Origin of the sequence: Enterobacter cloacae complex sp. 382A5 (genome assembly GCF_050031095.1) — a bacterium.
In the GTDB taxonomy this organism is placed as follows: Bacteria; Pseudomonadota; Gammaproteobacteria; order Enterobacterales; family Enterobacteriaceae; genus Enterobacter; species Enterobacter cloacae.
The window spans coordinates 4,005,024-4,030,871 of sequence record NZ_JBLGVK010000001.1 but is presented as its reverse complement, the minus strand read 5'-3'; the positions used below and the strand labels follow the sequence as shown (position 1 = coordinate 4,030,871).

The 25,848-nt window shown below is 48.6% G+C and carries 20 protein-coding genes and 2 pseudogenes; 16 read left to right on the top strand and 6 right to left on the bottom strand.

What is annotated here, in order from left to right; translation table 11 throughout:
* Positions 1–2: 2 nt before the first annotated feature.
* The 9 genes from ACQG2G_RS19055 to ACQG2G_RS19015 all read left to right on the top strand — a co-directional run bounded on the left by ACQG2G_RS19055 (position 3) and on the right by ACQG2G_RS19015 (position 9,800).
* The gene (locus tag ACQG2G_RS19055) at positions 3–209 is read left to right on the top strand and encodes a DNA/RNA non-specific endonuclease (RefSeq protein WP_071830027.1); all 207 of its coding nucleotides are present in this window, start codon (positions 3–5) and stop codon (positions 207–209) included.
* 79 nt (positions 210–288) lie between these two features.
* A complete protein-coding gene (locus ACQG2G_RS19050; RefSeq protein ID WP_248078710.1) occupies positions 289–537 on the top strand; it encodes a hypothetical protein in 249 nt (82 codons plus the stop codon).
* 368 nt (positions 538–905) lie between these two features.
* Positions 906–1,634: a hypothetical protein gene (locus tag ACQG2G_RS19045; RefSeq protein WP_038985733.1), complete on the top strand. Its 729-nt coding sequence runs from the start codon at positions 906–908 to the stop codon at positions 1,632–1,634.
* 278 nt (positions 1,635–1,912) lie between these two features.
* Positions 1,913–2,272, top strand: a complete 360-nt coding sequence (locus ACQG2G_RS19040; protein ID WP_248078713.1) for a DUF6911 family protein — start codon at positions 1,913–1,915, stop codon at positions 2,270–2,272.
* Between the two features lie 223 nt (positions 2,273–2,495).
* Entirely contained in the window at positions 2,496–3,125 is a 630-nt protein-coding gene (locus tag ACQG2G_RS19035; RefSeq protein ID WP_061771918.1) for a response regulator transcription factor, read from the top strand.
* Entirely contained in the window at positions 3,122–6,310 is a 3,189-nt protein-coding gene (locus ACQG2G_RS19030) for an ATP-binding protein (RefSeq protein WP_061771919.1), read from the top strand. The genes ACQG2G_RS19035 and ACQG2G_RS19030 overlap by 4 nt, the downstream gene beginning before the upstream one ends.
* 62 nt (positions 6,311–6,372) lie before the next feature.
* Positions 6,373–6,801, top strand: coding sequence for a DUF1090 domain-containing protein (locus ACQG2G_RS19025; protein ID WP_013098815.1), 429 nt, complete (start codon positions 6,373–6,375; stop codon positions 6,799–6,801).
* Between the two features lie 105 nt (positions 6,802–6,906).
* Positions 6,907–8,979, top strand: a complete 2,073-nt coding sequence (locus ACQG2G_RS19020; protein ID WP_248078715.1) for a fimbria/pilus outer membrane usher protein — start codon at positions 6,907–6,909, stop codon at positions 8,977–8,979.
* 137 nt (positions 8,980–9,116) lie between these two features.
* On the top strand, positions 9,117–9,800 hold the full coding sequence (locus ACQG2G_RS19015; RefSeq protein ID WP_061771921.1) for an outer membrane protein: 684 nt from the start codon (positions 9,117–9,119) through the stop codon (positions 9,798–9,800).
* A gap of 334 nt (positions 9,801–10,134) precedes the next feature.
* On the opposite strand, the gene ACQG2G_RS19010 is transcribed toward ACQG2G_RS19015, so the two are convergent.
* From ACQG2G_RS19010 to ACQG2G_RS18985, 6 genes are read right to left on the bottom strand one after another with little or no spacing between them, the layout of a single operon-like run.
* The gene (locus ACQG2G_RS19010) at positions 10,135–10,464 is read right to left on the bottom strand and encodes a PD-(D/E)XK nuclease family protein (protein WP_248079002.1); all 330 of its coding nucleotides are present in this window, start codon (positions 10,462–10,464) and stop codon (positions 10,135–10,137) included.
* A 29-nt stretch (positions 10,465–10,493) separates the two neighbouring features.
* Complete coding sequence (locus ACQG2G_RS19005; RefSeq protein ID WP_061773056.1) at positions 10,494–12,341, bottom strand: YaaW family protein; 1,848 nt, start codon at positions 12,339–12,341, stop codon at positions 10,494–10,496.
* Positions 12,342–12,376: 35 nt separating this feature from the next.
* On the bottom strand, positions 12,377–15,292 hold the full coding sequence (locus ACQG2G_RS19000; RefSeq protein ID WP_061771922.1) for a type I restriction endonuclease subunit R: 2,916 nt from the start codon (positions 15,290–15,292) through the stop codon (positions 12,377–12,379).
* Between the two features lie 58 nt (positions 15,293–15,350).
* Positions 15,351–16,577: a restriction endonuclease subunit S gene (locus ACQG2G_RS18995; RefSeq protein WP_061771923.1), complete on the bottom strand. Its 1,227-nt coding sequence runs from the start codon at positions 16,575–16,577 to the stop codon at positions 15,351–15,353.
* Positions 16,577–18,184, bottom strand: coding sequence for a type I restriction-modification system subunit M (locus tag ACQG2G_RS18990; protein WP_061771924.1), 1,608 nt, complete (start codon positions 18,182–18,184; stop codon positions 16,577–16,579). The genes ACQG2G_RS18995 and ACQG2G_RS18990 overlap by 1 nt, the downstream gene beginning before the upstream one ends.
* A 47-nt stretch (positions 18,185–18,231) precedes the next feature.
* On the bottom strand, positions 18,232–18,804 hold the full coding sequence (locus tag ACQG2G_RS18985; protein ID WP_248078997.1) for a restriction endonuclease subunit S: 573 nt from the start codon (positions 18,802–18,804) through the stop codon (positions 18,232–18,234).
* 290 nt (positions 18,805–19,094) lie between these two features.
* Between ACQG2G_RS18985 and ACQG2G_RS18980 the strand changes: the two genes are divergently transcribed.
* From ACQG2G_RS18980 to ACQG2G_RS18950, 7 genes and pseudogenes are all read left to right on the top strand, one after another.
* Positions 19,095–21,407 carry an ATP-dependent nuclease gene (locus ACQG2G_RS18980; protein ID WP_061771557.1) on the top strand — a complete coding sequence of 771 codons (2,313 nt, stop codon included), beginning with the start codon at positions 19,095–19,097 and terminating at the stop codon, positions 21,405–21,407.
* Positions 21,404–23,281, top strand: coding sequence for a UvrD-helicase domain-containing protein (locus tag ACQG2G_RS18975; protein ID WP_061771558.1), 1,878 nt, complete (start codon positions 21,404–21,406; stop codon positions 23,279–23,281). The genes ACQG2G_RS18980 and ACQG2G_RS18975 overlap by 4 nt, the downstream gene beginning before the upstream one ends.
* Before the next feature lie 302 nt (positions 23,282–23,583).
* Positions 23,584–23,902 (top strand): annotated as a pseudogene (locus ACQG2G_RS18970) (JAB domain-containing protein); the annotation flags it as partial.
* A gap of 8 nt (positions 23,903–23,910) precedes the next feature.
* Positions 23,911–24,132: pseudogene (locus ACQG2G_RS18965) on the top strand (DUF987 domain-containing protein).
* Positions 24,133–24,150: 18 nt separating this feature from the next.
* Complete coding sequence (locus ACQG2G_RS18960) at positions 24,151–24,468, top strand: type IV toxin-antitoxin system YeeU family antitoxin (protein ID WP_061771559.1); 318 nt, start codon at positions 24,151–24,153, stop codon at positions 24,466–24,468.
* 20 nt (positions 24,469–24,488) lie between these two features.
* Entirely contained in the window at positions 24,489–24,830 is a 342-nt protein-coding gene (locus ACQG2G_RS18955) for a TA system toxin CbtA family protein (RefSeq protein WP_061771560.1), read from the top strand.
* A gap of 115 nt (positions 24,831–24,945) precedes the next feature.
* Complete coding sequence (locus tag ACQG2G_RS18950) at positions 24,946–25,779, top strand: DUF4942 domain-containing protein (RefSeq protein ID WP_061771561.1); 834 nt, start codon at positions 24,946–24,948, stop codon at positions 25,777–25,779.
* Positions 25,780–25,848: the final 69 nt, after the last annotated feature.

Sequence of the window (25,848 nt, the reverse complement as noted above, 5' to 3'; positions counted from 1 at the left end):
ATATGGACGACAATTTGAACAAAAGTGCATGGAAGCAGATGGAAAATACATGGGCTAGTGCATTAAAAGATGGCAAAACAGTGGGTGCTAATATTCAATCAATTTATTCTGGGAATAATACAAGACCAAATAGAGTCATCTTTCAGTACTCAATTAATGGGGGCAGGCCTGTGAATGTTGACTTCAAAAACTCCCCTGGAGGTAAATAATGCAGAATCAAGATCTTGAAAAAAAATAGGTCAAATCCTATTTGATTGCGGCCCTCATAATGCGCATAAAATTATCGTAATGGCAGAGGTCTTTGCTGACAATGATGGTGGTACATATGAATTTGATTATGTTGATGGAAATGGTGATTTGGACTGGTTTTCTCCTGATGGGCGAGCCGTTGCAGATTTAACTGACGCCTTAGTTGCGTATAAAAATTTTTTCTTAGAAAATAATATGACGAATGGGAAACCAATATGGTCAAAATGTGAAATAACTGTTGATATACCTGAAGAAAAAATAAGTATAAGTCTTCATTATGATGATTAACAGTGATCCCGGCCACCGAACCGGGATCTGGTTTTTAATCGTCAGGCTTACCAACAATGCCCGTTCCTGTGCTTAATTATTGGTAGACCGCCGGTTTTGTTAAATGTTGCGGAAACCATCCTGCTACAGGTGTCACTGGTACACATAGTGATACACATGTATCACCAGAGCAGATTCTATTCCGTCAAAAAGGTAAGAGCAATATGATTACTGATGCTGAACTTCATGAATTTGAACAATACATATTTATCAGTATTACTAAAAAAAAGAAGTAATAGCGGTTCTGAGCACCTGCTCGGAATCCTTGTGGGATGAGGGCATTATGGTGCCTTCTAAATTAGGATAAAATTCATTAAGGATATTTAAATATGTCAAAAAAATTACTATTAAGTGTTGCTGTAGCATCAATGTTACTGTCTGCTTGCTCTGCATTTAACGGCGGTAGTGAATTATTGTCTGATAAGAATAACAGTGATGCTTTAATTAATTCAAAAATAATAGATGGAGAAACAAATGTCTCTTCTTTGTCCAGTGTTATTGGAAAAAAAGATGAATCCCGCTCTGCTTTAAAGAAAACATTCCCTGATGGGAAGCTTTCGGTTGCTTCATATACAGGATTTTTGAACGGCATGACCGGCACTTATGCACATAGAGTTCTTTCAGTAGTCTATGGGCCTGATAATATTGTCATTAATCATGGTATCTTTGTAAAAGATTTGCATAATCCTAATAAATATAATCTTGATTATGTAAGTGCCCGTAATTTGGCGTTTACAGAATTAGAAAAAGGTAGTGATAAAACGAAAGTAATAAATTTATTAGGTAATCCTGATGGTATGACGTTCACGGATGAGGGTAACCTTCTGCTTATCTATTCTAAAACGGATGTTTCCAGAGATGCCTCATCTTATATCCCAGTGGTTAACATGATAAGTGGGACAGAGTCTGGTGTATCAGAAAGACTCTATATTGAGATGAGTAAAGATGAAAAAGTAAAAAATGTTATTTCAGCTACTGTGCAAATTATTCAGGGAAGAGGTATTGGCAATGCGGATAGTTATAATGAAAAATACGAAAATATTAAAAGTAAGTTCTAGATGGCGTATCAATGTCAAATCATAATCGTAAACGCTAATAGCATTTTGCGATTTAATATTTCTTCATAAATTGACATTCCTGTTAGCCCAGTAATTATTTACTGGGCTGCTCAGTAGCAGAGCATTGATATCGGCGAGCAGATGGCAGGCATAGCCAGAACGCAGGCCATAAAATTCCTAAAATGTGTAATTTGCCAGCGACATCACTTTATCCTGCTCTGGATTGTTCATCTTCCATGTTAAAATACGTAGCAAACAACATTGTTAAAGGACAAACGATGAAAATGAAGCTTTCCCTGTTTTGCGCAAATACAGGTTTAAGTAAAAAGGACTTCCCCTTATGGTCAGATGTTTACGATGCGCTTCATCAGCTCAGGTCGAATACGGGAAGCGTTAATATTGTAGATGTTGATAATCAAAAAACGCTCAGCATCCATTCGGATGGTATGCATTTCCTGCTCTCATTAATTGAGGGTAAGGATGATAAAACAAAAATACAAAGCATCCAGACTGCTTGTTTTGAAAGGAAAGAAAGTTCTGTTCCGCCTGTTTTTCTGAGTCATTCTCATGGCCTGATAAGTGATTTTGAGTTTGTGACTGAGGTTTCCAGAACCTTTTTCATCACAGGACAGGTTTAGCGTTTTTCTGCATTAAAACCCCCCTGTTATATCTGGCATTAAAATTCACAACCCATTTGTTTAAATCATTATGCCTAATGAAAAGTAGGATGTGTTCGCGTATTCCGTATTTTTTCTGAATTATTCTCAAACCAGACAAACCTTGTCCTGATTCAACACGTGGTAGGCTATGGTGTACAGCGTGTAATGGAGCCGTTAATGCCTCAGGAAAGAATAAACACCAATGACAAAAATACTGCTTGTGGATGACCATCCGGCAATCTGCTTTGCGCTCAAGGTGCTGCTGGAAAAGAATCCGGATTTTATCGTGACGACATCCTCCGGCGAGAACCTGCTGGCGCTGCTGCATCGGGAACAGCCGTCGCTGCTGATCCTCGACCTGGAACTCAAAAACGCTGACGGGCTGGATCTTCTCCCGCGTATCAAGCACCACTTCCCTGCGCTCAGGGTGCTGGTTTATACCAACCAGCCTGCGGGGATCTACGCACTGCGTACGCTGAAGGCCGGGGCGAGCGGGTTTATCAATAAAAGCCTGGCGCTGGAGCGCGTCGAGCCGGTTTGCCAGCTGTTGCTGGACGGCTATCACTGTTTCCCGGAAGAGACGTTCACGAAAATCGTCGAGGCTACTGAAATACAACATGATACCCGGGCGCTGCTGGCGAGTTTCTCCGATCGTGAAATCGCGGTGCTGAACTATCTGAAGCAGGGCAAAAGCAACAAGGAGATTGCCGACCGGCTGGCGCTCAGCAACAAAACCATCAGCACCTATAAGGCGCGAATGATGAAAAAGAGCGGCTTTGCGCATTTTGAACAACTTTTCGATCTTATTGATACTTCAGAGCCAGAGACGTGAGAGCCGTTACCTTTATCCTGCTTTTTTGTATTGCCTTTACCGTGTGCGCCACGCAACCGGGGGAATCCCTTCGCCTGCTGGCGCGTAGCCATGAAAAGGTGATCGAGCCGGGACTCAGCGGCAGCGAATGGCGCTGGGTGCGCGAACACCGCAAAATCCGTCTGGCGGTCTGGGAGCCGATGATGCCCCCTTACGACATCACCACCGGGCTGAATGATTACGGTGGTATCAACGCGGATTTCACCGGGCTGGTGGCAGAAAACCTTGGCCTGGAGATCGAGGTGGTGCGTTATCCCACCTATGAGGATGCCTTGTCAGCATTGCGGGCAGGCAAGGCGGATTTTATGCCTCAGGCAGGGGATAGCCAGCAAAAACAGGGGCTGATGCTGAGTGTGCCCTACAGCGACAACATCCCGGTTGAAGTGGTGAATACCGATGCCTCGCCCGATGAGCCGGTGAAACGGATCGCCGTTTCGCCTGTCTACAGCAGCAGCGACGTGCTGGCCCGTTATCCGGGGGCTGACATTGTGAATTTCTCCTCCACGCGGCATGCGCTGGAGGCGCTGGCGTTTCGCGAAATCGATCTGTTCTTCAGCGATGCGATCACCGCGCGCTATCTGGCGAGTCAGTCCAATTTAAGCAATCTCAGTATTCGTCCGGTGGCGGACACGTTCGAGGCGTCGGGATTCTCATTCGCCGCGATGCCAAAGATGGCGGTCTGGATGGCGATCCTCAACAAGATGCTGACGGCGCTGCCGGAGAACGCGGGGGTGGAGATCCACCGTCGCTGGAGCGGGGGGATCCCGCTCTCCCTGAGCGAAGAGCCACCGCGTTACACCTCGCTCGAACATAAATGGATCAAAGAACATTCCCGGATCCGCGTCGCGGTGGCGCAGGATAACGCCCCCATTGCCTTTTTCAACGAGCGCGGGCAGTTGCGCGGCATCCTGGCGGATCTGCTGACCGCGCTCCGCCTGCGTACCGGGTTCACCTTTGAAATCCGCCGTTATCCCAGCCAGGCCGCCGCTTTCAGAGCTATAAATCGCGGAGAGGCCGAGCTGATTGCAGGCGTTACGCAGGAAGGGATCTGGCAGGCGGATCTCCTCACCACCCGAACCTGGTTGTATAACTCCTGGGTTATGGTTGGACGCGCGCTTCCGGGGAAGGAGGCGCTTCAGCCCCGTGTGGTGAGCCTGCGCGGTGAAGCGCCTGATGACTGGCTTGGCCGACAAAATAGCGGCCAGACGGCGAAGGTCGATACCTGGTGGCAGGGTTTTAACAGCGTGGTGAAGGATAAAAACGACATGATGGTGGTGCCGCTGATCATTGCCAACGCCCAGCTCACCCGCAAAGAATTTGCCTCACTGAAAATTCTCGCCAGCATCGATGCCGAACCGTTGCGCTTTGCCTTTGGCGCATCGCGGCAGGCCTGGCCGCTGATCACCATTCTGAATAAAGCGCTGATCAACATTCCGCCGGAAGATCTCCACGCCCTGACGCGCGGCAGCAATACGGGCAATGCGTTTGCCTCTGTGTCGACGTCGGCGCTGTCGATTACGTGGATGGTGACGTTCACCGCCGCCGGTCTGGCCTTGCTGGCGCTGGTGGCCGGGTGGATCTACCGTCGTCGGCGCATCCAACAGGCGCGCATCCGCAAGCTTATTCAGTCGCTGCGTGCGGCGAAACAGCGCGCAGAGCGAGCCCGTCGGGGAAAAAGCGCCTTTCTGGCGACCATGAGCCATGAAATTCGCACGCCCGTCAGCGCCATTATCGGCATGCTGGAGCTGGTGATGAAACGTCCTGACCATGCCCCGCAAAACCCGCAGTCGATACGGGTCGCCTGGGACGCAGCGCAGTCGCTGTTGCTGCTTATCGGGAATATCCTGGATGTGGAGCGTATTGCGTCCGGCCGTCTGGTGCTCCGCCCGGAGCGCGCCTCGCTTCGAAACCTGATTGAAGGAACGGTGTCGCAGTTTGAGGGGCTGGCGGCGCAGAAATCATTGAAGCTGCTGCTGGAAATGGATACCGCCCTGAAAGGGGACGTATTGATCGATGTGATGCGTTTTCGTCAGATTGTCACCAACCTGCTGGGCAACGCTATTAAATTCACCGACCATGGACAGGTGATGCTGCAGGTTCAGCCGCAATGGCAGGACGGTGAGTTTATGCTGCTGGAGCTGACAATAGCAGACACCGGCGAGGGGATTGATATCGCGACGCAACAGCGTCTGTTCCAGCCTTTTAGTCAGGGTGAGAGTCGTACCCGGGCGCAGGGCAGTGGGCTGGGGCTCTATATCTGCCGCCAGCTCGCGGACATGATGGACGGGGATCTCACGCTGAATAGCGTGCCGGGTGAGGGGACAACGGTCACGGTGACGCTCAGGCTGCCCGTCATGGCCGCACTGCCAGAGAAAGAGGCTAAAGCTTGCGTGTCAACTGGTAAACGCGCAGCCTTGACCATCATGGTGGTAGACGATAATCCGGTCGGGCGGATGCTGCTTACCCAGCAGCTTGAGTGGCTGGGGCATGCGGTCACCCAGTACGACAGCCCGGCAAAGCTGCTTGAGAGCCTGGCAATCCGACAGCCGGACGCGGTGATCACCGACTGCAACATGCCCGAGATGAGTGGCTATGCCCTGTCGCGCATCATCAATGAATATTACCCGGATGTCACGGTGTTTGGCATGACGGCGGACGCGCGTGAATCCGTGCGGGATGAGGCGCGGGAAGCAGGCATGCGCGACTGTATCTTCAAGCCGGTCACGCTGGTTGCACTGGAAAATCTGCTTGCCCCTCTGGCCCCCTCCGGTAAATCGCCGGTTGCTTCGCCATATTCCATCACGCTCCCCCCAGCACTGCTGGACGGTGAGCATCTGGCAACGTTTCTGGATTTGCAGATAACCGTGCTGGAGGAGACGCTGGGCGATATTGCGCTGTGGCGAAAGGACCCCGGTACACCCTTGAAGGACGCGCTGCACCGACTGCGGGGCGGTATTCAACTGCTCGGTATGACGGCGCTTGAGGCGCGCTGTCTGGAGCATGAGCGGGCTGCCGACAGCGGCGGCATCCGTCAGCTTGAGGAGGAGATTCAGGCATTAAGGGCTGCATTACAGCGCTGGCGCGAGACGGGACTACAACCGGGCGAGACCGTCCTACAGCAGAATGAGGACGGGCGTACAGCGTAAGCTTCCCCTCCGCCGGGGTACTCTTTTATTCGAGGACGTTCACATATAAAGGAGATATCCCGATGAAAAAACTCGTATCCGCCCTGGCCGTTATTGCCTCTGTTGGTATGTTCACCTCCGCCCAGGCGGCAGAAAGCTGCTCTGCCAAAGCCGCGGCACTGGAAAAAGAGATCCGTATCGCCCAGCAGTACGGTAATACCTACAAGGTCAACGGCCTGAAAAAAGCGCTGGCTGAAGTGAAAGCGCACTGCACCCCGGCAAGCGTACAGGCTGACGCGCAAAAAGAGGTGAAGAAGCTGGAGAAGAAACTGGCCGAGAAGCGTGAAGACATTGCCGAGGTTCAGGCCGATCTGCGTGAAGCGAAAGCCAAAGGCGACAGCAAGAAAGTGGCGAAATACCAGCGCAAACTGGCTGAAAAACAGAGCGATCTGAGCAGCATTCAGCAAGAGCTGAGCCGCGCACGCGCCGCGCTTGCCTCCCTGCAGAAATAACGCTTTTTTGTAAAACAGGTGAGGGGGCGTGAGCCTCCTCACCTTTTTGCGCTGCCTGCCATCATGATGCGACTCCATCTTCTCTTTTTTATGCTGCTGTTCGCCATGGCAGAAAGTCGTGCGGTAAGCCAAAAGACGTGGGTGATCCTCAATAACCTCTATAAAGGGGCGATTTCGTTTGAGGTGTCTGCCTCGGGGCCTTGCCTTAGCCAGCCGCTGATGGAGGAATGGGGTGTACGTGACGCGGTGCTTGCGCGTCTGGTCTGGGATGCCAAAGGGTGCCTGACACCACAGTCTGCAGAGCAGTTTAACCTCAAATACTGGTATCGCCCGCAGGCGCAACTGCTGACGCTTCTGTTCCCGACAGACGCCATTAGCCCGCAGCAGAACGGCGTCAGCACCAGCCGCTGGGATGATGGCATCAACGCGCTGTTTATCAACTACCGTCTGGATGCGGATCACAGCCAGGCGCAGTATGACTGGGAGCGTTCCGGTACTGACGCCACGCTGAGCCTGGACAACGGCCTTAATGTGGGCCCCTGGCGTCTGCGTTATCAAAACACCTTCTGGCGTGAAAAAGAGGGACAACACGGTTCGTACACCAATGCGATGTCGCTCTGGCGCAGCATCACGCCGCTGCGTTCGCGTGTGACGCTGGGCGACGGCAATACCTCTTCAAATATGTTCGACAGCCTGGCGTTTCGCGGTGCGTCACTCGGCAGTGACGAGGCGATGTACCCTGATAGCTGGCGACCCTATTCCCCGTGGATAAACGGCTATGCCCGCACAGAGGCGGAAGTCACCATTCACCAGAACGGGGTACGTGTTTACCGTATTCACGTCCCGCCCGGGCCGTTTACCATTCGCGATTTTTATCCACCGGACCCGGACGGCAACCTGGAACTGACGGTGCAGGAGAGCGACGGTACGGAGCGTACCCGCCTGCTGCCTTATTCCAGCATGCCCAATCTTGTGCATCACGGGCTCTTTAGCTACGAACTGGCCGCCGGTCGGTATAAGCCTTTTCACGGTATCGACAGGGACACGGATCGCTTCTGGCAGAGTACGTTCTCGTGGGGAGTTGCCCCGCAGGTCACCGTGTTTGCCGGGCTGCAGCAAGGGGAGCACTATTTCAGCCAGGTCGCGGGTTTTGGCGCTAACCTTGGGCGGTGGGGGGCGTTTTCCGCAGATGTCAGCGCGGCTCGCTATACGCAAGAGGCGGAGACGCAACGGGGCAAGGTGTGGCGTCTGCGCTATGCCAAAGCGTTCTTTACAACCGAAACCAGCCTCACCGCTCAGCTCCAGTGGTATCCACGTAATGAACATTACCGGTCGCTGGAAGAAAAAATCACGCGGGCGGAGCTGCTGAGATACGGCTGGGACGATGACGTCACCCGGCGGGCGCTGCGCGGGCAGCTGGAGCTTAACCAGAATCTTGGCGAGGACGCCAGCCTGAGCCTGTCGTGGCACGGGTTGAAGTCACGTGAACCTGACGCAGGCAGCATGGGGATGACGCTGAGCCTGGATGCGACCTTACAGAACGTGGATGTCAGCCTGTACGGCGGTTATGAACGCTACGGTAAAAACCCGGATGAAACCACCGTGGGTATCAACATCAGTGTGCCTTTATCCCTTTGGGGGACGACGAGTAATGTCGGCTATATCACCGAGCTCGCCAGCCGGGGGGAAGATAGTCATGGAGTGAATGTGTACGGTTCGGCGTTGAGTGATTACAGCCTGCGTTACGATTTGCAGGCGACGCATACCGTACACCGCAATGATGAGTTGTCTGCGAGCCTGGGCTATCAGTACAACGCGGGCGAGCTGAACCTCAGTATGGTACGCGGCGGAGCGCGCCGTGATTATCACGCCGACACCAGCGGCAGCATTCTGGTACACGCAGGCGGCGTGACGCTTGGCCAACAGCTCGGCAGCACCGCTGCGCTGGTGGACGTGCCGGACTCGCCGGGCATTGGCTTCTATAACCAGTTTGGCTCCACAACCAATGCCAGAGGCGAGCTGCTGGTGAGTTACTTAACGCCGTGGCGAGTGAACCGCATTACGGTCGATAGCCTGAGCTTGCCGGAAAACACCGCGCTGGATGTGACGGAACTGGAATCGGTGCCCACCGATGGCGCGATTGTTCTGCTGCGTTTTCCCCAACCAGTAACCGATTGAAATTAAAATAAACAGGACAAAAAGCGAGACAAATCCCTACGTAAAATTACCAGGTAAAACGCGTATTCATCCTAATAGTTTGCCCTTTCGGGACTGCTTATGATTCGTCTCACTGACTGTTTTTCAATGGAGTGTAGATGAAGATGAAAGCACTTTTAATCGCCCTGCCTGTGGCGATGATCCCGGCTACCGTTCTGGCGGCAAATACGGAAGAAGGGTATTACGGTTCGGCAAAATACCTGCAGATTGAACAGCGTGCGAAAGAGATGGATACCAGCGCGCGTCCGGGTGTCGGGCAGTTTGTGGGCGGTAAAGAGAAAGAGCATTTTGGCGGCGCGGCGATTGCCGCAGGTTACCAGTTCGGTAACGGCTGGCGTACCGAAGGTGAATACACCTTTAAACAAAAAACGGAGTACACCAGCGGCTCCAGCACATTCGCGAACAGCTTTAACCACCTGCAGACCGAAACTGAACGACTGATGCTGAATGTCTACCGCGATTATGAACTCGGTTACGGTGTCTCTGTTTACGGAACCGCAGGGCTTGGCGTGAGCAAGATCAAAGCGGGCGGCTGGCAGGGTAACGCCGGACGTGAATACGCCTCGACCACCCAAAGCAACCTGACCTACGCGTTAGGAGCGGGCGTAAGCTACACGCCGGTTGAACGTCTGTATGTCGATCTGGGCTATCGCTATATCGATATGGGCAAGATCGAAAGCGGATATAACAATTTCACTAACGCGCGCGGCTTAAAAGACGAGCAGATGAAAGCGCATATTGTCTCTAACGAATTTACGCTGGGTATGCGTTACGTGTTTTAACCTGTTGTGACCGTCACTGCTTTAAAACAGGGCCAACACCGTGGGAGTGCGGGGTTGGCTTTTTTATTGCGCAGGTGTGGCATGTTGATTGCCCGAGCCAGATCAGAACCAACGATTATGTTTAACATAGAAATAGGTAACGATGATGATCCATGCCAGTGTAAGAATACCAAAATAGTCAGGGACGAAACGCGCGAATATATAAGCACCGGCAATGATAAGTGCTATAGGGATGTAATAAATATATGATTGCAGAAACCATAGTATTGCTCGTTTCATCTTTTTAATCGCTCATATAAAGCAGCATTGATTATTTTCATCATGTTTCCTCTACTCAATTAAACCTGTGTCGTATTGCCTGCAGGAATGCCTGTAAAGATAGTCTCCCGAAACCATGAGTCCCCTCGGGATCAAGAAGCCAGGCAAGAACAGCCGTGTTACGAACTTCTTTACGCCCAAGGCCTGCTACTTCCCAGGGTTCAAAAGATAAAGCTCGATGCTGAACAACTTTCAGTGGTTCAGAGATCAGGCTGAAGAACTCAGTTAGCTGAGATGCATCAATATTTGTTTTTTTATCTTTTTCTCTGGCCCACTCCATGTTTTTTGGCCATTGGCGAAAAAATTCCGGTAGCAACTCAACCAGTGAAGAATTGTCATGTTCCATTAGATGCCCACTCAAAAAAGACGAATTGTTCATACTAGCGGCAATTCAAAACACTTCACCGGTTTCCCATCCTGCATTTCTACCAGTAATCGTGCAGATTGCGGCTGCTCAGCCAACAATCCTTGTTGGAATTTCCCGAACGACGAATGTGCTTCTTCAATAGCCATCTTTCGCTGCTTTAACGTCGTTGTCGTCCATTTCCGCAGTAATACTTTATTGGCATTGGTGGTATTGCTCTGTTCCGTCAATGCGCTGATACCTTGTATCCTCTGGTGAACCTGACGCTCAACTTTGTCAACAACGCTTTCGAACTCCTGATAATTATGAACAATGGTTTGTTGGCGGTGCCTGACGAGTGTTGTGTTACCTTCGGCATGAGTCAGAAGATGCAACGCTTGCGCACGAACCTTCATTGCCAGGTCCCATTCATGGATTCGTTCATCAAGGATATTTTGTTGGGTCTGGATCTTATTCGTAACCTCCGTGCTGCCAAAGAGCCCACGGTCTTTAAGCGCTGCCACTTTGTCGCCAGCAGCAGTAATATCAGTTAGCAAGTGTGCTTGCAGGGCGGAGAACTGGACTTCAATATCCTCTAGTTTTTGGCGTATTGCAGGCGAACATTGCTCCTCAATAACCACGGGGGTAATTTGCTGCAAATACTGTATGGCCCCAATGATCTCTGACTTACGTGCATTGTTCTGGAATGCAGAAACCTCGCGTACTGCTTCAACAATCTCCGTCAATTTTTTGCTGATATCAGCCAGGTGCTTTTGCGCTAATACGGCAGAGGCAACATTCAACAACATACCGGCGTTAACAAGTTGGCTAAGTTTGTCAGGACTCAGCAGAACGGCATGTTCTTTGATGCCTTTTTCTCCCAGGCTGAAGCCTCGGAAACCAGGGCCATCTTTTACACTCGCCAAAGGACCATTAATAATGACCTCCATATATTGATGGCTGGCAACATGTGCAGAGGTAGCCAATGAGGGTAATGTTTGCAACAGCGGGCTCAGACGTGAAATACCGGTAATATCCTGCTCCCGCATCGCACCGGTGTTGATACTTTCCGAAGATGGAATTATTGCAACCGTAAGCGCAGGTTGGTGAATATCATGCCCAAAACCCCAGCGTTGATCGTATGTGAGAGCAGGCATCGTTGTGGGTGATGGCTGGGAGGCAAGCCGGAACTGGCGGGCGTTTTTTAAGCGAATCCAGGCAATTTGCACCACGCAAGGCAGTGTCACTCGAAACGCGGGGTTTGAGATGTCATAGGCGGTATAAAGACCCGTAATAGCCAGGCCAACCGGCCCGGTTAATACGCCCAAAACACGCCCGATGCCTAGCCCTGCAATTAAAGGCAGTACTTTGCCTGCTGTTGTTTGTGCAAGACTATTGGCTACGAGTGCCGCTCTCTGCCAGACAGGAATATCCATACTGGCAGAGCCGTTTATGCCCATATCACGCATAATCTGGCTGCGCTCATCATCCGACATTTTTTTCCATGACGAGGTAAATACGCAGTCAATAATCAGCGCTTCTTTTTCTTCTACCGATGCAGTTGTCGGGACTTTCATCTTCAGATGGCTGGCAACGTCATCTACAATTTCGCTGTAGTTAACCCCATTGCGACGAAACAGATTCACGAACGTATTACCACCGAAATGCTGCAACTCCCGTACAAGGAGACGGAGGGTTTCTTCATCGGGTATATCCTGGCGTTTGGCATCCTGTAATACGGCCTTTACGCTGTCTGACATGGAAAAACCAAACTTACCGGTGTTAGTGACGTAATCGATCAGCAGATCTATATCGCCTTTGTCTGCGTTCAACAGCAGTTGAACCAACGCGTCATCACCCTGGATATCTATCTCACTCATGAAAATACCTCTGCCATATTCATCACCAAAATCCATTAAAACCCGCGCATCCCATTGATAAACGTTTCAATCACATTGCGCACACGGTCGTAGACACGTGCCCGCACGTTCTTGCGTTCCAGAATCTTCGGCGTCCAGGTTAGCGTTTCTGCCACTTCATCCTCTCGCGGCATCACGTCGGTAAAGAGGTAGTTGTCCAGTAAGCCGGTTAGTTTGATGGAATCAAGTCGCTCTTCGCTGCACAAGGCTGTCAGCGCCTTACCTTTTTCCTGTTCGACATAAGCTTCAAACACCTGAGTGATATCCTCGTCATGCGAGGTATGCAGCAGGTTTTTTTCGATAAAGTTATCAATAAGCTCACGTTTACTACGCAGCGTGACGTCGCTGTCGACAATATCCATGATCTTTTTCTTCTGCTCCTGCTGCTCTTTTGGTGGCATCGCCTGTATGCCCGCCAGTAGACGCAGAATGTAGCCAACGTTAATTTCGTCGCGATGAATCAGCGAAACTTCAAAATCCACGTCTTCAAGAATCGAGACTTTCTCTTTGCTGGAGTGCTTTTTCACCTTGTCGTGGATATCGAGGTATTTACTGGTGAAATCGGCCAGCGTCTGGTCCGACAGCGGTTTCGCCGCATCGTCAAAATCGGCAAAGCTTTCGAGGATATTTTTCAAACGCATCACATCACGGAATGCCGTTACAAACGCCAGCTGTGCCTCTTCATCCTGTAAATCGTCCACGCTTTCTACCGTTGGCGTCAGCGTTAACAAGCGATCGACTGCGTCCTGATAATCCCCGAAGTACTCCTCAAAGGGTTTGACCAGCACCGTAGAAGAAGCATCTTTATTCGAGAACAAGGCAATAGCATCGTCGGTGGCTTTCTTCAGATTACGGAAGCAGACGATATTCCCGTGGCTTTTCTTCTCGTTGAGGATGCGGTTGGTGCGGGAAAACGCTTGCACCAGGCCGTGAAAACGCAGGTTTTTATCGACGTACAGCGTGTTCAGCGCCGGGCTGTCGAAACCGGTGAGGAACATATTCACCACCAGAAGAATATCTATGCCTTTCTCTTTGGTGCGCTGGGCAATATTTTTGTAGTAATTGTAGAAGCTCTTTGAATCATTGGCTGAGTAGCTGGTGCCATACAACTCGTTATAATCCTTGATAAAACTGTCCAGATGATCGCGACTTGAGGTATCAACTTTCGCGCCCTGCGGCAGGCTAATATCCTCTTCATCCAGCAGGCCGTTTACAGCCTCTTTATCATTTTTGTCCGCTTCATTGGCGGCATAAGTGAAGATGGTGGCAATTTTTAATGGCTTGTAGTTGGCATCCGCCGCCTGCAGTGCGGCCTGCTTTTCTTTAAAGAGTTTGTAGTAGGTGATCAGCATATCGACTGACCCGACGCAGAACATCGCGGTGAACTCGCGGTTCCGGGTCTTGGCGTTATGGTGGGCAAGGATATAGTCGGTGATTTTGCCCAACCGGATGTCGCTTTCCATCACCTCTTTAGTGTCGATATCTTCCACATCAATATCGATCTCATTGCTGCTCTCTTTGCGCTTGTAAGTACCGACATATTCCACGGCAAAGCGCAGAACGTTTTCATCCCGGATGGCGTCGACAATCACGTATTTATGCAGACATTTATCGAACAACAGTTCGGTGGTCTGTTTGACACCATTGGTGATATTGACGTTATCGGCAAAGATTGGCGTCCCGGTAAAACCAAACAGTTGCGCATTCTCGAAGAAATTCACGATCGCTTTATGCGTATCACCGAACTGACTGCGGTGGCATTCATCGAAGATAAAGACGATGCGTTCTTTTCGCAGATGTGCGAGCTGCGCTTTATACCCTTCATGGGCGATGGCATTATTCAACTTCTGAATGGTGGTCAGCGTCAGTTTGGTGCTGCTTTGCTTGAGATGTTTTATCAGCGTACTGGTGTTGTTGGTGGTGTCCACGCTGTCTTTTGCAAAGCCGTTGAATTCTTTCGCCGTCTGATAATCCAGATCCCGCCGATCGACCACAAAAATGACCCGATCCACTTCCGGCATCTCCATGATCACCTGGCTGGCCTTAAACGAGGTCAGCGTTTTACCGGAGCCGGTGGTGTGCCAGATATAGCCGTTCTCCGGCCGACCTTGCTTGTGGAGATTTTCCTTCACATGGCGGATCATCGCTTCGCAGGCGTAAAACTGGTACGGGCGCATCACCATCAGGCATTTACGGGTTTCGTTCAGCACCGTGTAGTGGGTGATCATTTTGGCGATGTGACAGACTTTCAGAAATGCGTCGGTGAATTTCTCCAGCGCTTTGAGCGGGTTATTCTTTTCATCGGTCCAGAAGAAGGTCTGCTCGAAATGGTTGGCGCGGTTGTTAGCGTAGTATTTGGTATCCACGCCGTTGCTGATAATAAAGATCTGCACATACTGGAACAGGCCGCTGCCGACCCAGAACGCATCCCGATGGTAACGATCGATCTGGTTAAAAGCCTCTTTCAGCCCCAGGCCGCGACGTTTAAGTTCGATCTGCACCAGCGGCAGGCCGTTGATCAGTAACGTAACGTCAAAGCGAGTTTTACGCGTGTTTTGCTCGGCGTTGAACTGCTTCACCTGGCTCGTCACCTGGAACTCGTTCTGGCACCACTCTTCTTTATTGATAAAGCTGAGCCACTTCTCAGTGCCGTCATCACGCAATAACTGGTAGCGATCGCGCAGGATCTTAGCGCGATCGATGACTTCATTGCCTTTTGTCAGATGCAAAAAAATACGGTTAAATTCGCCGTCCGTGAGTGGCGCAGATTCCAGTCGGTTATGGATTTCAATCTGCTTTCGCAGATTGGTTTTCATACTGGTTTCGTCGGTGACATTCACCCGTTCATAGTGCATGCCCACCAGCTGTTCCACCAGCTGCGTTTCTAACTCGTATTCGCTTTGCGTTGCCATCAGTGTGTAGTGCCTTTTGTTATTGTGCTGGCCCGGAGTGGGTCGGACCGGATGATTATTATATAAACATTTGCTGGAGCAAGCCTTGCTTCCAGGTTTTTAATTTATCTAGTTCTGCTTTTTTGACGGCTATTTTATTGTCAAGAGCAGAGAGAAAGTTGGCAATTTTGGTTTGTTCTTCCTTACATGGGACTTGAACAGGTGTTTTTCTCAGCTCTGTTTGATTAATGCTGGCTTGACTAACGGCTTGATTTGCTCGTGATTCGAAATATTTCTTGTTAGTATCTGTAATAAGTTGATAGTAAAAGAACAACTTACAGTGGCTATTTTTAATGACTATCCGTAAAAGATTCATTCCGTGATAAAGTGTGTCATCTATGTCAAAATAAGCTATCTTACCTATATGTGAGATGCTATTTATATTGCTGAAGAGCATATCCCCATAATTCAACTTATAATTTGAAATGTCATTGTCAGTATCAACAAATCCTACTTTTTTCATGTTAATACAACGTTCAGAAATAGTTTCTATCCTACTTACAGGATAACCATTTTTTGAATCATTCTGATCTAGGGCTAGTCCATTTGTTATAAGATCAACAACTTCATCAAGAATCGTACTTTTCCACTCAGGAAACGCCCTCCCGCTATCATCTTTAAACCGTAGTTTCTGATTAAAAATCTTCTGTATTATGCCTTTTTTATACTGACCCAGAAGTTCGTACTGTTTGTTTAGCAGATTGATTTTTCTGTCAACAGAAGACAAAAAATCAGCGATTTTAAGTTGCTCTGCTTTAGAGCATGCATAAATTTTGAAATTACGAATATTTTCAAAATTCAACCCTTCACGACCGCTGCCACTCTGTGAAGAGTTGATCAGGTTTTGTCCCTTTTGACTACTCAAATATGTTTGGTAGAATTTTGGTACTCCTCGTGCTAAACGAATAATACATACATGCTGATTAACATTTCCCTTAGAGAAATCTTGAGGGACAACACAGCTACGCCCAATTGACGCCCCCGTTATATTTAGCAATATATCATTAGGTTCAACCCGGCTACCCTTCATTTTCTCATCTATTTCGTGAGAAATATAAGCTAAATCATTCAACTTAAGTTGATTATCATTTACATTTTGGCTGCGAATAAATGGAATACCTGTAGACTGATATACTTCAGATCCACCTTTTGGTGTGCTACCGCTACCAATCTTAGATGTCACATCTCCCAATAGAGTGAGTTCCCATTGCTCTTTAAACCCCCTAAAACGCAACTTCGGTAACATCACTTGATCCCCCCAGCCAGCACAAACGGCACATCAATCCCTAGTTCCTTACAGAACCCAGCGATAGTCTTATCAATCTCCGCAACTTTCCCTTCCAGATCGCGGATTTCCTGCGCCACGGTGTTGAGGTCAATCTCTTCTTCCGCTTCAAAAGTATCAACATAGCGCGGAATATTGAGGTTGTAATCGTTGTTACGGATCTCCTCCAAAGTAGCGATATGGCTGTACTTCTCGACAGTTTTCCAGTCGTTGTATGTATCGGCAATCTTGTCGATATGTACTGGCAATAGACGGTTCTGAGTTTTCACCTTTTCAAAGTCATTGCTGGCATCGATAAAGAGAATGCTGTCGTTGTGCTTACGACACTTGCGCAGTACCAATACGCAGGTCGGAATGCTGGTGCCGTAGAAGATATTGGCAGGCAGGCCAATAACCGCATCAATGCAGTTCAGCTTCTCAATCATAAACTGACGAATATGGCTTTCCGCTGCGCCACGGAACAGTACGCCGTGGGGCAACACCACCGCCATAGTGCCGTCATCTTCCAGGTGATGGAACATATGCTGTACAAACGCCATATCTGCTTTGCTGGACGGGGCCAGTTTACCGTACTGAGCAAAGCGGTCATCGTTCATAAACAGCGGGCTGGCGCTCCACTTGGCGGAGAACGGTGGGTTGGCGACGATGGCGTCAAATTTCAGATGCGTATGCTGCGGGTGCTCCAGCGTATCTTCCTGAATGATCTCAAAATCTGCATAGTGAACCCCGTGCAGAATCATGTTCATACGCGCCAGGTTATAGGTAGTACGGTTCATCTCCTGACCGTAAATTTTACCTACCGACGAGGCTTCGCGTTTCACGCGCAATAACAAAGAGCCAGAGCCACAGGTCGGGTCATAGACGTTTTTCAGCTTCAGCTTGTGGGTGGTGACGATTTTAGCCAACAGGGTGGAAACCGGCTGCGGGGTATAGAACTCACCGGCTTTCTTACCAGCGCCTGAGGCGAACTGGCCGATCAAGTACTCGTAGGCATCACCCAGAATGTCGGAACTCGCTTCGCTCAGGTTAAAGCTCAGTTTATCGAGTTCTGTGACGACTTTGCCGATCAATTCGTTTTTCGCTTTCGCCGTGTTGCCGAGTTTGCTGGAACCTAAATCGAGATCTTCAAACAGGTTGCTGAAGTCATCCGCGGAGTCGGTACCCAGCGTGCTCTGTTCAATGTTGCGTAGGGTAGTGGCGAGGTCTTCCAGAATAAAGCCAGTACCTGTGCCTTTGGGGTCTTTAGCCACACGTTCTGCCATGGTGTGGAACAAATCTGTCGGCGGCAGGAAATAGCCTAAAGTCTGGACACTGTCCTCTTTTACCGCATCAACGATATCCTGATAAGCCGGATGTTCCGCAGTCAGTTCATTGTACTGAATGCCATCTTCCGCCAGGATTTTGTTCGCGTAAGCAACGAATTTTTCAGAAAGATATTTATAGAAGATAAAGCCTAAGCAGTAGTCGCGGAATTCATCGGCATTCATCTTACCGCGCAGGGTATCGGCGATATTCCACAGGCGGCCTTGCAGTTCACTTAAATTTTGCGCTTCAATCTGGGGAGACATAGTTCTTCCTGTTGTTTTTCTTCGTCACAAAGGGGTGACGTAATAAGTCAAATCATACCACTGAGCAGGCTCAGGATCTGCTGTTCACTCAGGGTGGCAATCCGCTGCTGATAAAAGCGTTTTTCTCGCGCCGCCAGATAGAGTCCCCCCATCGCGTTTTGCTGTGCGAGTGGCGGGAGGGTAACGGTAAAATTTTTTAGTTCATTCACAGCGATACGTTGTACTACGGTAGAACCCTGGGTGGTCTGAATCCGCTGACGTCGTCCCTCCAGGCTTTCATTGAAATGCCAGAGAAACCACGCGGCATCAATCCGGCTGGTATCCACATCCACTTTGACGTAGTTATTACCTAAGATACGCCCGGCATTTTCGGCACTCACACGAACAGCCTTGCCATGGATCAGGCTGATGACAACATCTCCTTTCTGCGTAAGCACAATCTCCTGCTGCGTTTTAACCCACAGCTCCTTCTCGGCTGACACAATAGCTGACTGCCAATCATCGACCATAAACTGCTCGGTTGCATAGAAACGAAATGCCTGCCCATCTGCGCTTTGCTTGATACGGCTGATGTGCGAGCCTGCCGTAAACGTAGCTATTTCCTTGTAGGTGAGCAGCATTCAAACTCCGAATAAAGATAAATACATATGCTTTGTGCGGTGTAGCATATTCATGCCGAATAGATTAAATCAAGTAATTTAAATTTATTACACGTGCTCGTGATCAAATTTTTTCTGGTAAGAATAGCGTTATATAGTGCTCAGATATCAGGTTGAACACTAAAAAATCATTCATAACTTCAAGTTTTAATGCATGAGAACCCTAAATAGCTTGCTGATGCTAAATGTAAATGTTATTGAAATTAATGATTTTTATTGGCAAGGCAGTCTTTCATTAAAGGATAATGAGAATGCATTTGAAAAAGCTGGCAATCCGTAATTTCAGAAGGCTACACGATGTTGTAATCGATCTTGCTTCAGACATTTCGATTTTCGTAGGGGCGAATAACAGTGGTAAGACTTCTGTCGGTCATGCACTTCAATTATTCACCGGTAAAAGCCGATTCAATATTCATGACTTCAATGCTGAATGTTGGACTGAAATTGTCACATTTGGAGAAGGGGCGGATGCTGCGTCGCTACCTTCACTGGAACTTGATATTTGGTTTGAAGTAACACCGAATGATGTTCATCGTGTAGTCGATCTTCTCCCCAGCCTATCGTGGTCAGGTTCTCTGGTTGGAATGCGCATTGCTTTTTCCCCCATCAATCCTGAAGAAATCCGTTCGCGCTTCCTCGCAGTACGTCAGCTTGCTATCGATGCCACTCCTAAAGATGAAAATGGAACTCCCAAATACGATCCTTCACCTCGTAATCTTTGGGAATATCTTCGCGATAGACTCAATGACGAATATGAACTCCGCTATTTTGTACTTGATCCCGCACGTTTCAATGCGGAAATGATATCTGAGGGAGGCTATGAGCCTACTCCGCTCACAGGGCGTGATCGAAGTGGTCGCGAAATACTGAACAGCCTTATCCAAATCAACTTTTTGAATGCTCAGCGTCATCTTTCAGATGGTTCCGGAGGTTCCCGTTCGGAGGATCTTTCTCGTGTTCTCAGCCGTTTTTACGGACGAAATCTTGAACAAAAAGGTGAAGATTACGAAGCATTAATTGCTTTAGCTGCGTCTGAATCAGCTTTCAATCAGCATCTTGAACGTGTTTTTGCACCTACGCTGAAAAGTCTGGCGAAACTCGGATACCCTGGACTTTCAAACCCACGTATGATGATTCGTTCGGCCTTAGACCCGGCGCAGATCATGAACAACCAAAATGGGGCCGTAATACATTACGCGCTGGGGGAGGATGACGGTAATCCTACCCCACCAACACTACCCGATAGTTATAACGGGCTTGGATTTAAGAATCTGATCTTTATGGTTGTTGAATTACTTGACATCCACAACCAATGGTTAGCAATAGAAGAGAATCGACCACCGGTTCACCTGATTTTTATTGAAGAGCCAGAAGCTCATCTCCACGCACAGTTACAGCAGGCTTTTATACGCAAGATAATGGACCTTCTTGCCATGGAGAGTCAGGAGCTTATGCATTACACCACTCAAGTGGTGGTGACTTCTCATTCAACTCATATTCTTTACGAACGTGGTTTTCGGCCGATCCGTTACTTTCGGCGGAAGCGATCATCAAATATGTCGGCAACAGATGTGCTCAATCTTTCTGTTTTTTATGATAATACTGACCCTGAAATTCGAGACTTTCTTGAGCGTTACTTGAAGCTGACCCATTGTGACTTGTTTTTTGCCGACGGGGCTGTACTTGTAGAAGGCAATGTTGAGCGGCTACTGCTACCGCAAATGATTGCTACCGCCGCACCTAGATTAAAATCCTCTTACCTAACAGTCCTTGAGATTGGCGGTGCTTTTGGCTATCGATTCCAAAAATTAATTGAATATCTTGGGCTTACTACACTCATTATTACTGATCTGGATAGTGTGTACTGTACCCCTCCGGTACAAGATGCAACAGAAGCTCGAGCAGATGAGTTAGATGGTCTTGCAGAAAATCCGGCTGCAAATGATGATGGCGAGGAACCTGATGATGAGGAAGAACAGGCCAACACAGAAACACCAGGAAAGGCTTGTATTGCCAGTCATCCTGGAGCTATGACCTCTAATCAAACACTTCGGAAGTGGTTACCGAAATGTGACACCGTTGCCGCTTTATGGGAAGCAACTGAGGAAATGAAAATACAAAGCCGCACAGCTGAGTGTGACGCTTTGGTTCGTGTTGCTTACCAGTGCCAGACAGATGTTACATGGAAAGAGGAAACACTGGCGCTTGCTGGCCGTACTTTAGAAGAAGCTTTTGCACTTGAAAATCTGTCCTGGTGTCAAGATGTGGGCTGTAAGCCACTCAAGCTACGTATTGCCAGAGCTATAAGTATGGATCTACTGCAACTGGCCCAGCGCATTCACAAGCGCGTGCAATCAAAAAGCTTCAGTAAAACTGATTTTGCTCTGAATTTACTTCTTAAAAAACCGGATGAATGGTCTGTCCCAACATACATTGCTGAAGGATTAAAATGGCTCGAAGCTGAAATAGCCCCGCCGGAACTAGAAGTTGCAGAAGGTCAGGAAGAGGATGTTGAGGATATGTCCGTCGCTTTGGCTGAAACAGATGGTGGGAGGGTTGCATGACCAGTCGCATTGGTAGCCCTGACACACAGGCAGATATTGATGTTCGTGCTTGTCTGGATAGCTCGCCACCACGTTCATTTGTCATGGTCGCCGGTGCTGGTTCAGGTAAAACAACATCTCTCATTAAAGCCCTGGCACATTTGGCTGATACCCGTGGTTCTGCTTTACGTCGTGCCGGGCAAAAAATATCCTGTATCACGTATACAGAGGTAGCTGTTGGTGAGATTGCCGCTGACGTTGGTAATTCACAGTTATTTCATATTTCAACCATTCATAGCTTTCTTTGGTCGGTCATCCGACCTTTTCATTTAGATATCGCAAAGTGGGTCGTAGCGCGAATACATGAAAAAATAGCTGAAAAGCAAGCCCATTATGATAAGCCCAGAACACAAGCTAAAACAAAATCTCGTCTTGAAGATGAAATTGCCTATCTCTCTGCTCAACTTGAGTGCATTGATGATGTTGATAAATTTATCTACGGGACAGGAAGTAACTATGCGAAGGGTATTTTAGGGCACGATGATATTCTTAAACTCGTCCCTGCTTGTGTTGAGGCTCATCCACTTTTGAGAAGGATTGTAGCCAAGCGCTTTCCATTTGTTTTTGTCGATGAAAGTCAGGATACCGATCCTGATGTGATCTCTGCGCTTCGAACTATTGCTAATGACAATCCTGACATGTGCATAGGATTTTTTGGTGATCCGATGCAGAAAATCTATATGAGCGGAGCTGGTGCTATTCCGTTAAGTGATGGGTGGGCTGAAATTACAAAACCAGAGAATTTCAGATGTCCGACGTCTGTACTTGGTGTTATCAATTCGATTCGTGCTTCTGGGGATGGCCTCCAACAAATTCGTGGCCGAACAACTATAGTTGATGGTGTTGAACAGACTGTATTAGGCACAGTGAATCTTTTCATCTTGCCTTCAAATGTGGAACGAAGTGCCTATCTCACATCTGTCAGACGTTACCTTGCAAATGAAACTAGCGATGAACAATGGCTAAGTGATACACGCGAAGGTGATGTTCGTCTGCTTGTTTTGGTACATCGTATGGCAGCTAATCGATTGGGATTCCCTCATTTATTTTCTGCCCTTACTGATAAAGCACCGATGAGCTTGAGTGAAGGGGTGAACGATGGGTCAGCTTGGCCGCTTCGCCCATTTGTCCAGCATATCCTTCCAATTTTTGCGGCGGCTCAGGCAAACGATCAATTTCAGATTATGTCGATTATGCGTAACGAGTGCCCAAAGCTGGAGCCATCACGACTGCATGGTCAAGGTATGGTGGCAGTTTTAAATGAACTACAACAAGGCATCAATAGCCTACTTGCACTGCTGGAAGAAGGATCGCAAGCAACAGTTCGGGATATATTGCTACACGTTAGAGACTGTGAACTGCTACGTCTTGACGATCGCTTTGATAACCACTTAAGTGATGAACCTGTGAATGATGGTAATGATGACTTCGAAAATGTTCAGAACTATCTAAGATGCGATGCCCATGAACTTTGGGCGTATAGACGCTACCTTTCAGAGGAGTCACCTTTTGCCACTCACCATGGTGTAAAAGGTGCACAGTTCGAGCGCGTATTGGTTGTTATCGATGATGAAGAGGCTCGCTTCAGCCAATATTCGTATGGGAAATATTTTCAATACATTCCCCTATCCGACAATGATCTAGCCAATCTTGAAGAGGGCAAAGAGTCAGTTCTCGATCGTACTCGTCGCCTTTTTTATGTATGTTGCTCCCGTGCACTGAAAGACTTGGCTGTTGTCATCTTTGTTCCAGATGTTGCCGTCGCTCAAGCGGCAATCGTTGAGCAAAATTTATTCCCAGTATCGGCAATTCGAGGGCAGCATGATCTAAGTTAGCTTGAATTATATCCAGCCAATCATTAGCGAGAATATTATTTACGCTTCTTATTATATTGCTGGTTTTATTTTTTGAATTTCTGTTATCTAAAGTTTTTCAGACATATATTTTTTCCCTGAACGCAACATCATTACGGCGAATCCATAAGGATTCGCCGTTTTTTTTCTCTTTGTTTCAGGAGATGCCATGAGAAATCAGGAAGGCTTGCATTCGCTGCAGGGCTCACTTATAAGCTTCCCAGAATGGGCCTCAGAACAAGTCTTGCAGCAAATTCGTCAACTGAAAAATTACGAGCCAATGACTGGAGCGCGAAGAGTTTATGATGCTGTATCTGAACCAGCAGAACCGGTTGATTGCCCCACGAAACCCTGTTTGCCGGCTCTATTAGCAGTACCGAGGTACATCCCCTTGAGGTGGTCAAACGCGCCCTGTACTTCAATGCGGCAGCAGTGATACTGGCGCATAACCATCCTTCCGGCGACACCTCGACCAGCAAGGCAGATAAGACCATCACTTGGCGTCTGGTGCAGGCGCTTCAGCTCGTTGATATCCGTGTGCCTGACCACCTTATCGTAGGTGGTACGCAGATATTGTCGTTCGCTGAACACGGTCTGCTTTGAGGTATGACATGAGAATTATCAGTAAACGCCGGGCGATGACGATTTACCGTTAGCATCCGGCCTCCCGCATTTTTCGATACTGCACCGGCAGATACCAGTGGCATGGCAGTATCTGTCATTACACCGGTCTGGCCGTTCCTGACATTCCCGGCGTGCTGGCGGTATACGCCGAACGCCGCCAGGACCGCAACGGGTCCTATACCTGTCTGATGAGTATCACTCTGAACTGACAATAAAGGTGATTATAAATGAGCAACATTACATGGGGCCTACAGCGGGATACCACGCCGCGTCTGGGAGCCCGTCTGGTACAGGAGGGGAACCAACTGCATTCTCTGGCTGACCGGGCCAGTATCACCGGTAAATTCAGTGACGCCGAATGCCGGAAGCTGGAAGAAACATTCCCGCACTTTATCAGCCAGATGGAATCGATGCTGACCACTGGTGAAATGAATCCTCGGCATGCCCACTGTGTCACCCTGTACCACAACGGTTTTACCTGCGAAGCCGACACTCTTGGCAGTTGCGGCTACGTATACATCGCCGTTTACCCCACCCAACGATAACGAATTTCACGAGAGAAAGCATGAAAACTCTACCTGCTACAATTTTGCGGGCGACGAAGCCCTGTCTGTCGCCCGTGGCTGTCTGGCAAATGTTACTGACACGCCTGTTGGATCAACACTATGACCTGACGCTAAACGACACGCCGTTGAGTGATGAAACTGTGATTCAGGAACACATTGATGCTGGTATCACTCTGGCTGATGCCGTTAATTTTCTGTTGGATAAGTACGAGCTGGTTCGTATCGATCGCAGAGGGTTTAGCCGGCAGGAACAATCGCCTTATCTTCGGGCGGTAGATATTTTGCGAGCGCGGCAGGCAACTGGCTTATTGCGACAAAGCCGTAACAATACAGTACGGTAAATATTGCGTACAACCTTCCCGAATTACATTCCTGATCTCTCTCCCTTGTTTACTTATTGCATAATGCGCCTGCCATTACCTGGTGGGCGCATTTGCTTTTTACGGACAAACTATCATGCAAACAGAAGCTGAAGTATTAACCGATCATAGCGAGCTAATTTGCTCGACCAGCATTGAACGCATAGTGACAGGCCGTGATGCCGCACTAAAACAGATCGAGCAACTAATCCAGCAACTTGACAGCATTTCACGGCTAACATCTGAAATTGGTGGTGGTACAGCGCAAGACTGGGCGATGAAAGCCGGGCATCGTTACGATAACTGGCTGACTGAGAAAACTGATAAAGCGATGCCCGCCGTCACTCGCAATATAGATCGCAGTATCTGGCGAGACCTGATGCTGCGGTCCGGCATGATGGCCTTGATGGATGCTCAGGCCCGTGACCAGTGGCATAAGAACCTGGAAGAGGGGGATCTGCCTGCCATCAGCGAGGCGAATATCCTCAGTACTTTTGAGCAGCTACATCTGAACAAAATGGATGTATTTGAGCGTGGCATTATCAATGTCTTCAAAGGGCTGTCGTGGGATTACAAAACCAATAGTCCCTGCAGCTTTGGTAAAAAGATCATCGTCAACAATTTGGTGACGCATAACCGCTGGGGGTTTAGTTTGAACTGGGGTTGGCGACGGGATCAACTAGCGGACCTGGAGAGAATGTTGTTTCTGCTAGATGGTAAACCGATACCCGACAACCGTGGCGATGTCACTATACGTTTGATGGATCATATTCGGGACAATCCGTCGAAGGATATTTACGAAGATGATTTCTTCAGTATCCGTTACTTCCGGAAGGGAACAGCGCACATCACTTTTAAGCGGTGTGATCTGACAGAAAAGATGAATGATATCGTGGCGAAGTACTATCCGTGGATGCTGGCTGCGAGATGAAGAGGGAAGAGAGGCGATTCCTTACCTGACCCAATTTGTATAAAATGAAAAAGGAGTCAGACGATTTCT

What these genes read in the sequence shown, in the direction of transcription:
- ACQG2G_RS18955 (WP_061771560.1), top strand. Translation starts at nt 24,489, where the DNA reads ATGAAAACTCTACCTGCTACAATTTTGCGGGCGACGAAGCCCTGTCTG.
- ACQG2G_RS18985 (WP_248078997.1), bottom strand. Translation starts at nt 18,804, where the DNA reads ATGCTGCTCACCTACAAGGAAATAGCTACGTTTACGGCAGGCTCGCAC.
- ACQG2G_RS19035 (WP_061771918.1), top strand. Translation starts at nt 2,496, where the DNA reads ATGACAAAAATACTGCTTGTGGATGACCATCCGGCAATCTGCTTTGCG.
- ACQG2G_RS18975 (WP_061771558.1), top strand. Translation starts at nt 21,404, where the DNA reads ATGACCAGTCGCATTGGTAGCCCTGACACACAGGCAGATATTGATGTT.
- ACQG2G_RS19010 (WP_248079002.1), bottom strand. Translation starts at nt 10,464, where the DNA reads ATGGAACATGACAATTCTTCACTGGTTGAGTTGCTACCGGAATTTTTT.
- ACQG2G_RS19025 (WP_013098815.1), top strand. Translation starts at nt 6,373, where the DNA reads ATGAAAAAACTCGTATCCGCCCTGGCCGTTATTGCCTCTGTTGGTATG.
- ACQG2G_RS18960 (WP_061771559.1), top strand. Translation starts at nt 24,151, where the DNA reads ATGAGCAACATTACATGGGGCCTACAGCGGGATACCACGCCGCGTCTG.
- ACQG2G_RS19040 (WP_248078713.1), top strand. Translation starts at nt 1,913, where the DNA reads ATGAAAATGAAGCTTTCCCTGTTTTGCGCAAATACAGGTTTAAGTAAA.
- ACQG2G_RS18995 (WP_061771923.1), bottom strand. Translation starts at nt 16,577, where the DNA reads ATGTTACCGAAGTTGCGTTTTAGGGGGTTTAAAGAGCAATGGGAACTC.
- ACQG2G_RS18990 (WP_061771924.1), bottom strand. Translation starts at nt 18,184, where the DNA reads ATGTCTCCCCAGATTGAAGCGCAAAATTTAAGTGAACTGCAAGGCCGC.
- ACQG2G_RS19020 (WP_248078715.1), top strand. Translation starts at nt 6,907, where the DNA reads ATGGCAGAAAGTCGTGCGGTAAGCCAAAAGACGTGGGTGATCCTCAAT.
- ACQG2G_RS19000 (WP_061771922.1), bottom strand. Translation starts at nt 15,292, where the DNA reads ATGGCAACGCAAAGCGAATACGAGTTAGAAACGCAGCTGGTGGAACAG.
- ACQG2G_RS19050 (WP_248078710.1), top strand. Translation starts at nt 289, where the DNA reads ATGGCAGAGGTCTTTGCTGACAATGATGGTGGTACATATGAATTTGAT.
- ACQG2G_RS19045 (WP_038985733.1), top strand. Translation starts at nt 906, where the DNA reads ATGTCAAAAAAATTACTATTAAGTGTTGCTGTAGCATCAATGTTACTG.
- ACQG2G_RS19055 (WP_071830027.1), top strand. Translation starts at nt 3, where the DNA reads ATGGACGACAATTTGAACAAAAGTGCATGGAAGCAGATGGAAAATACA.
- ACQG2G_RS18950 (WP_061771561.1), top strand. Translation starts at nt 24,946, where the DNA reads ATGCAAACAGAAGCTGAAGTATTAACCGATCATAGCGAGCTAATTTGC.
- ACQG2G_RS19005 (WP_061773056.1), bottom strand. Translation starts at nt 12,341, where the DNA reads ATGAGTGAGATAGATATCCAGGGTGATGACGCGTTGGTTCAACTGCTG.
- ACQG2G_RS18980 (WP_061771557.1), top strand. Translation starts at nt 19,095, where the DNA reads ATGCATTTGAAAAAGCTGGCAATCCGTAATTTCAGAAGGCTACACGAT.
- ACQG2G_RS19015 (WP_061771921.1), top strand. Translation starts at nt 9,117, where the DNA reads ATGAAGATGAAAGCACTTTTAATCGCCCTGCCTGTGGCGATGATCCCG.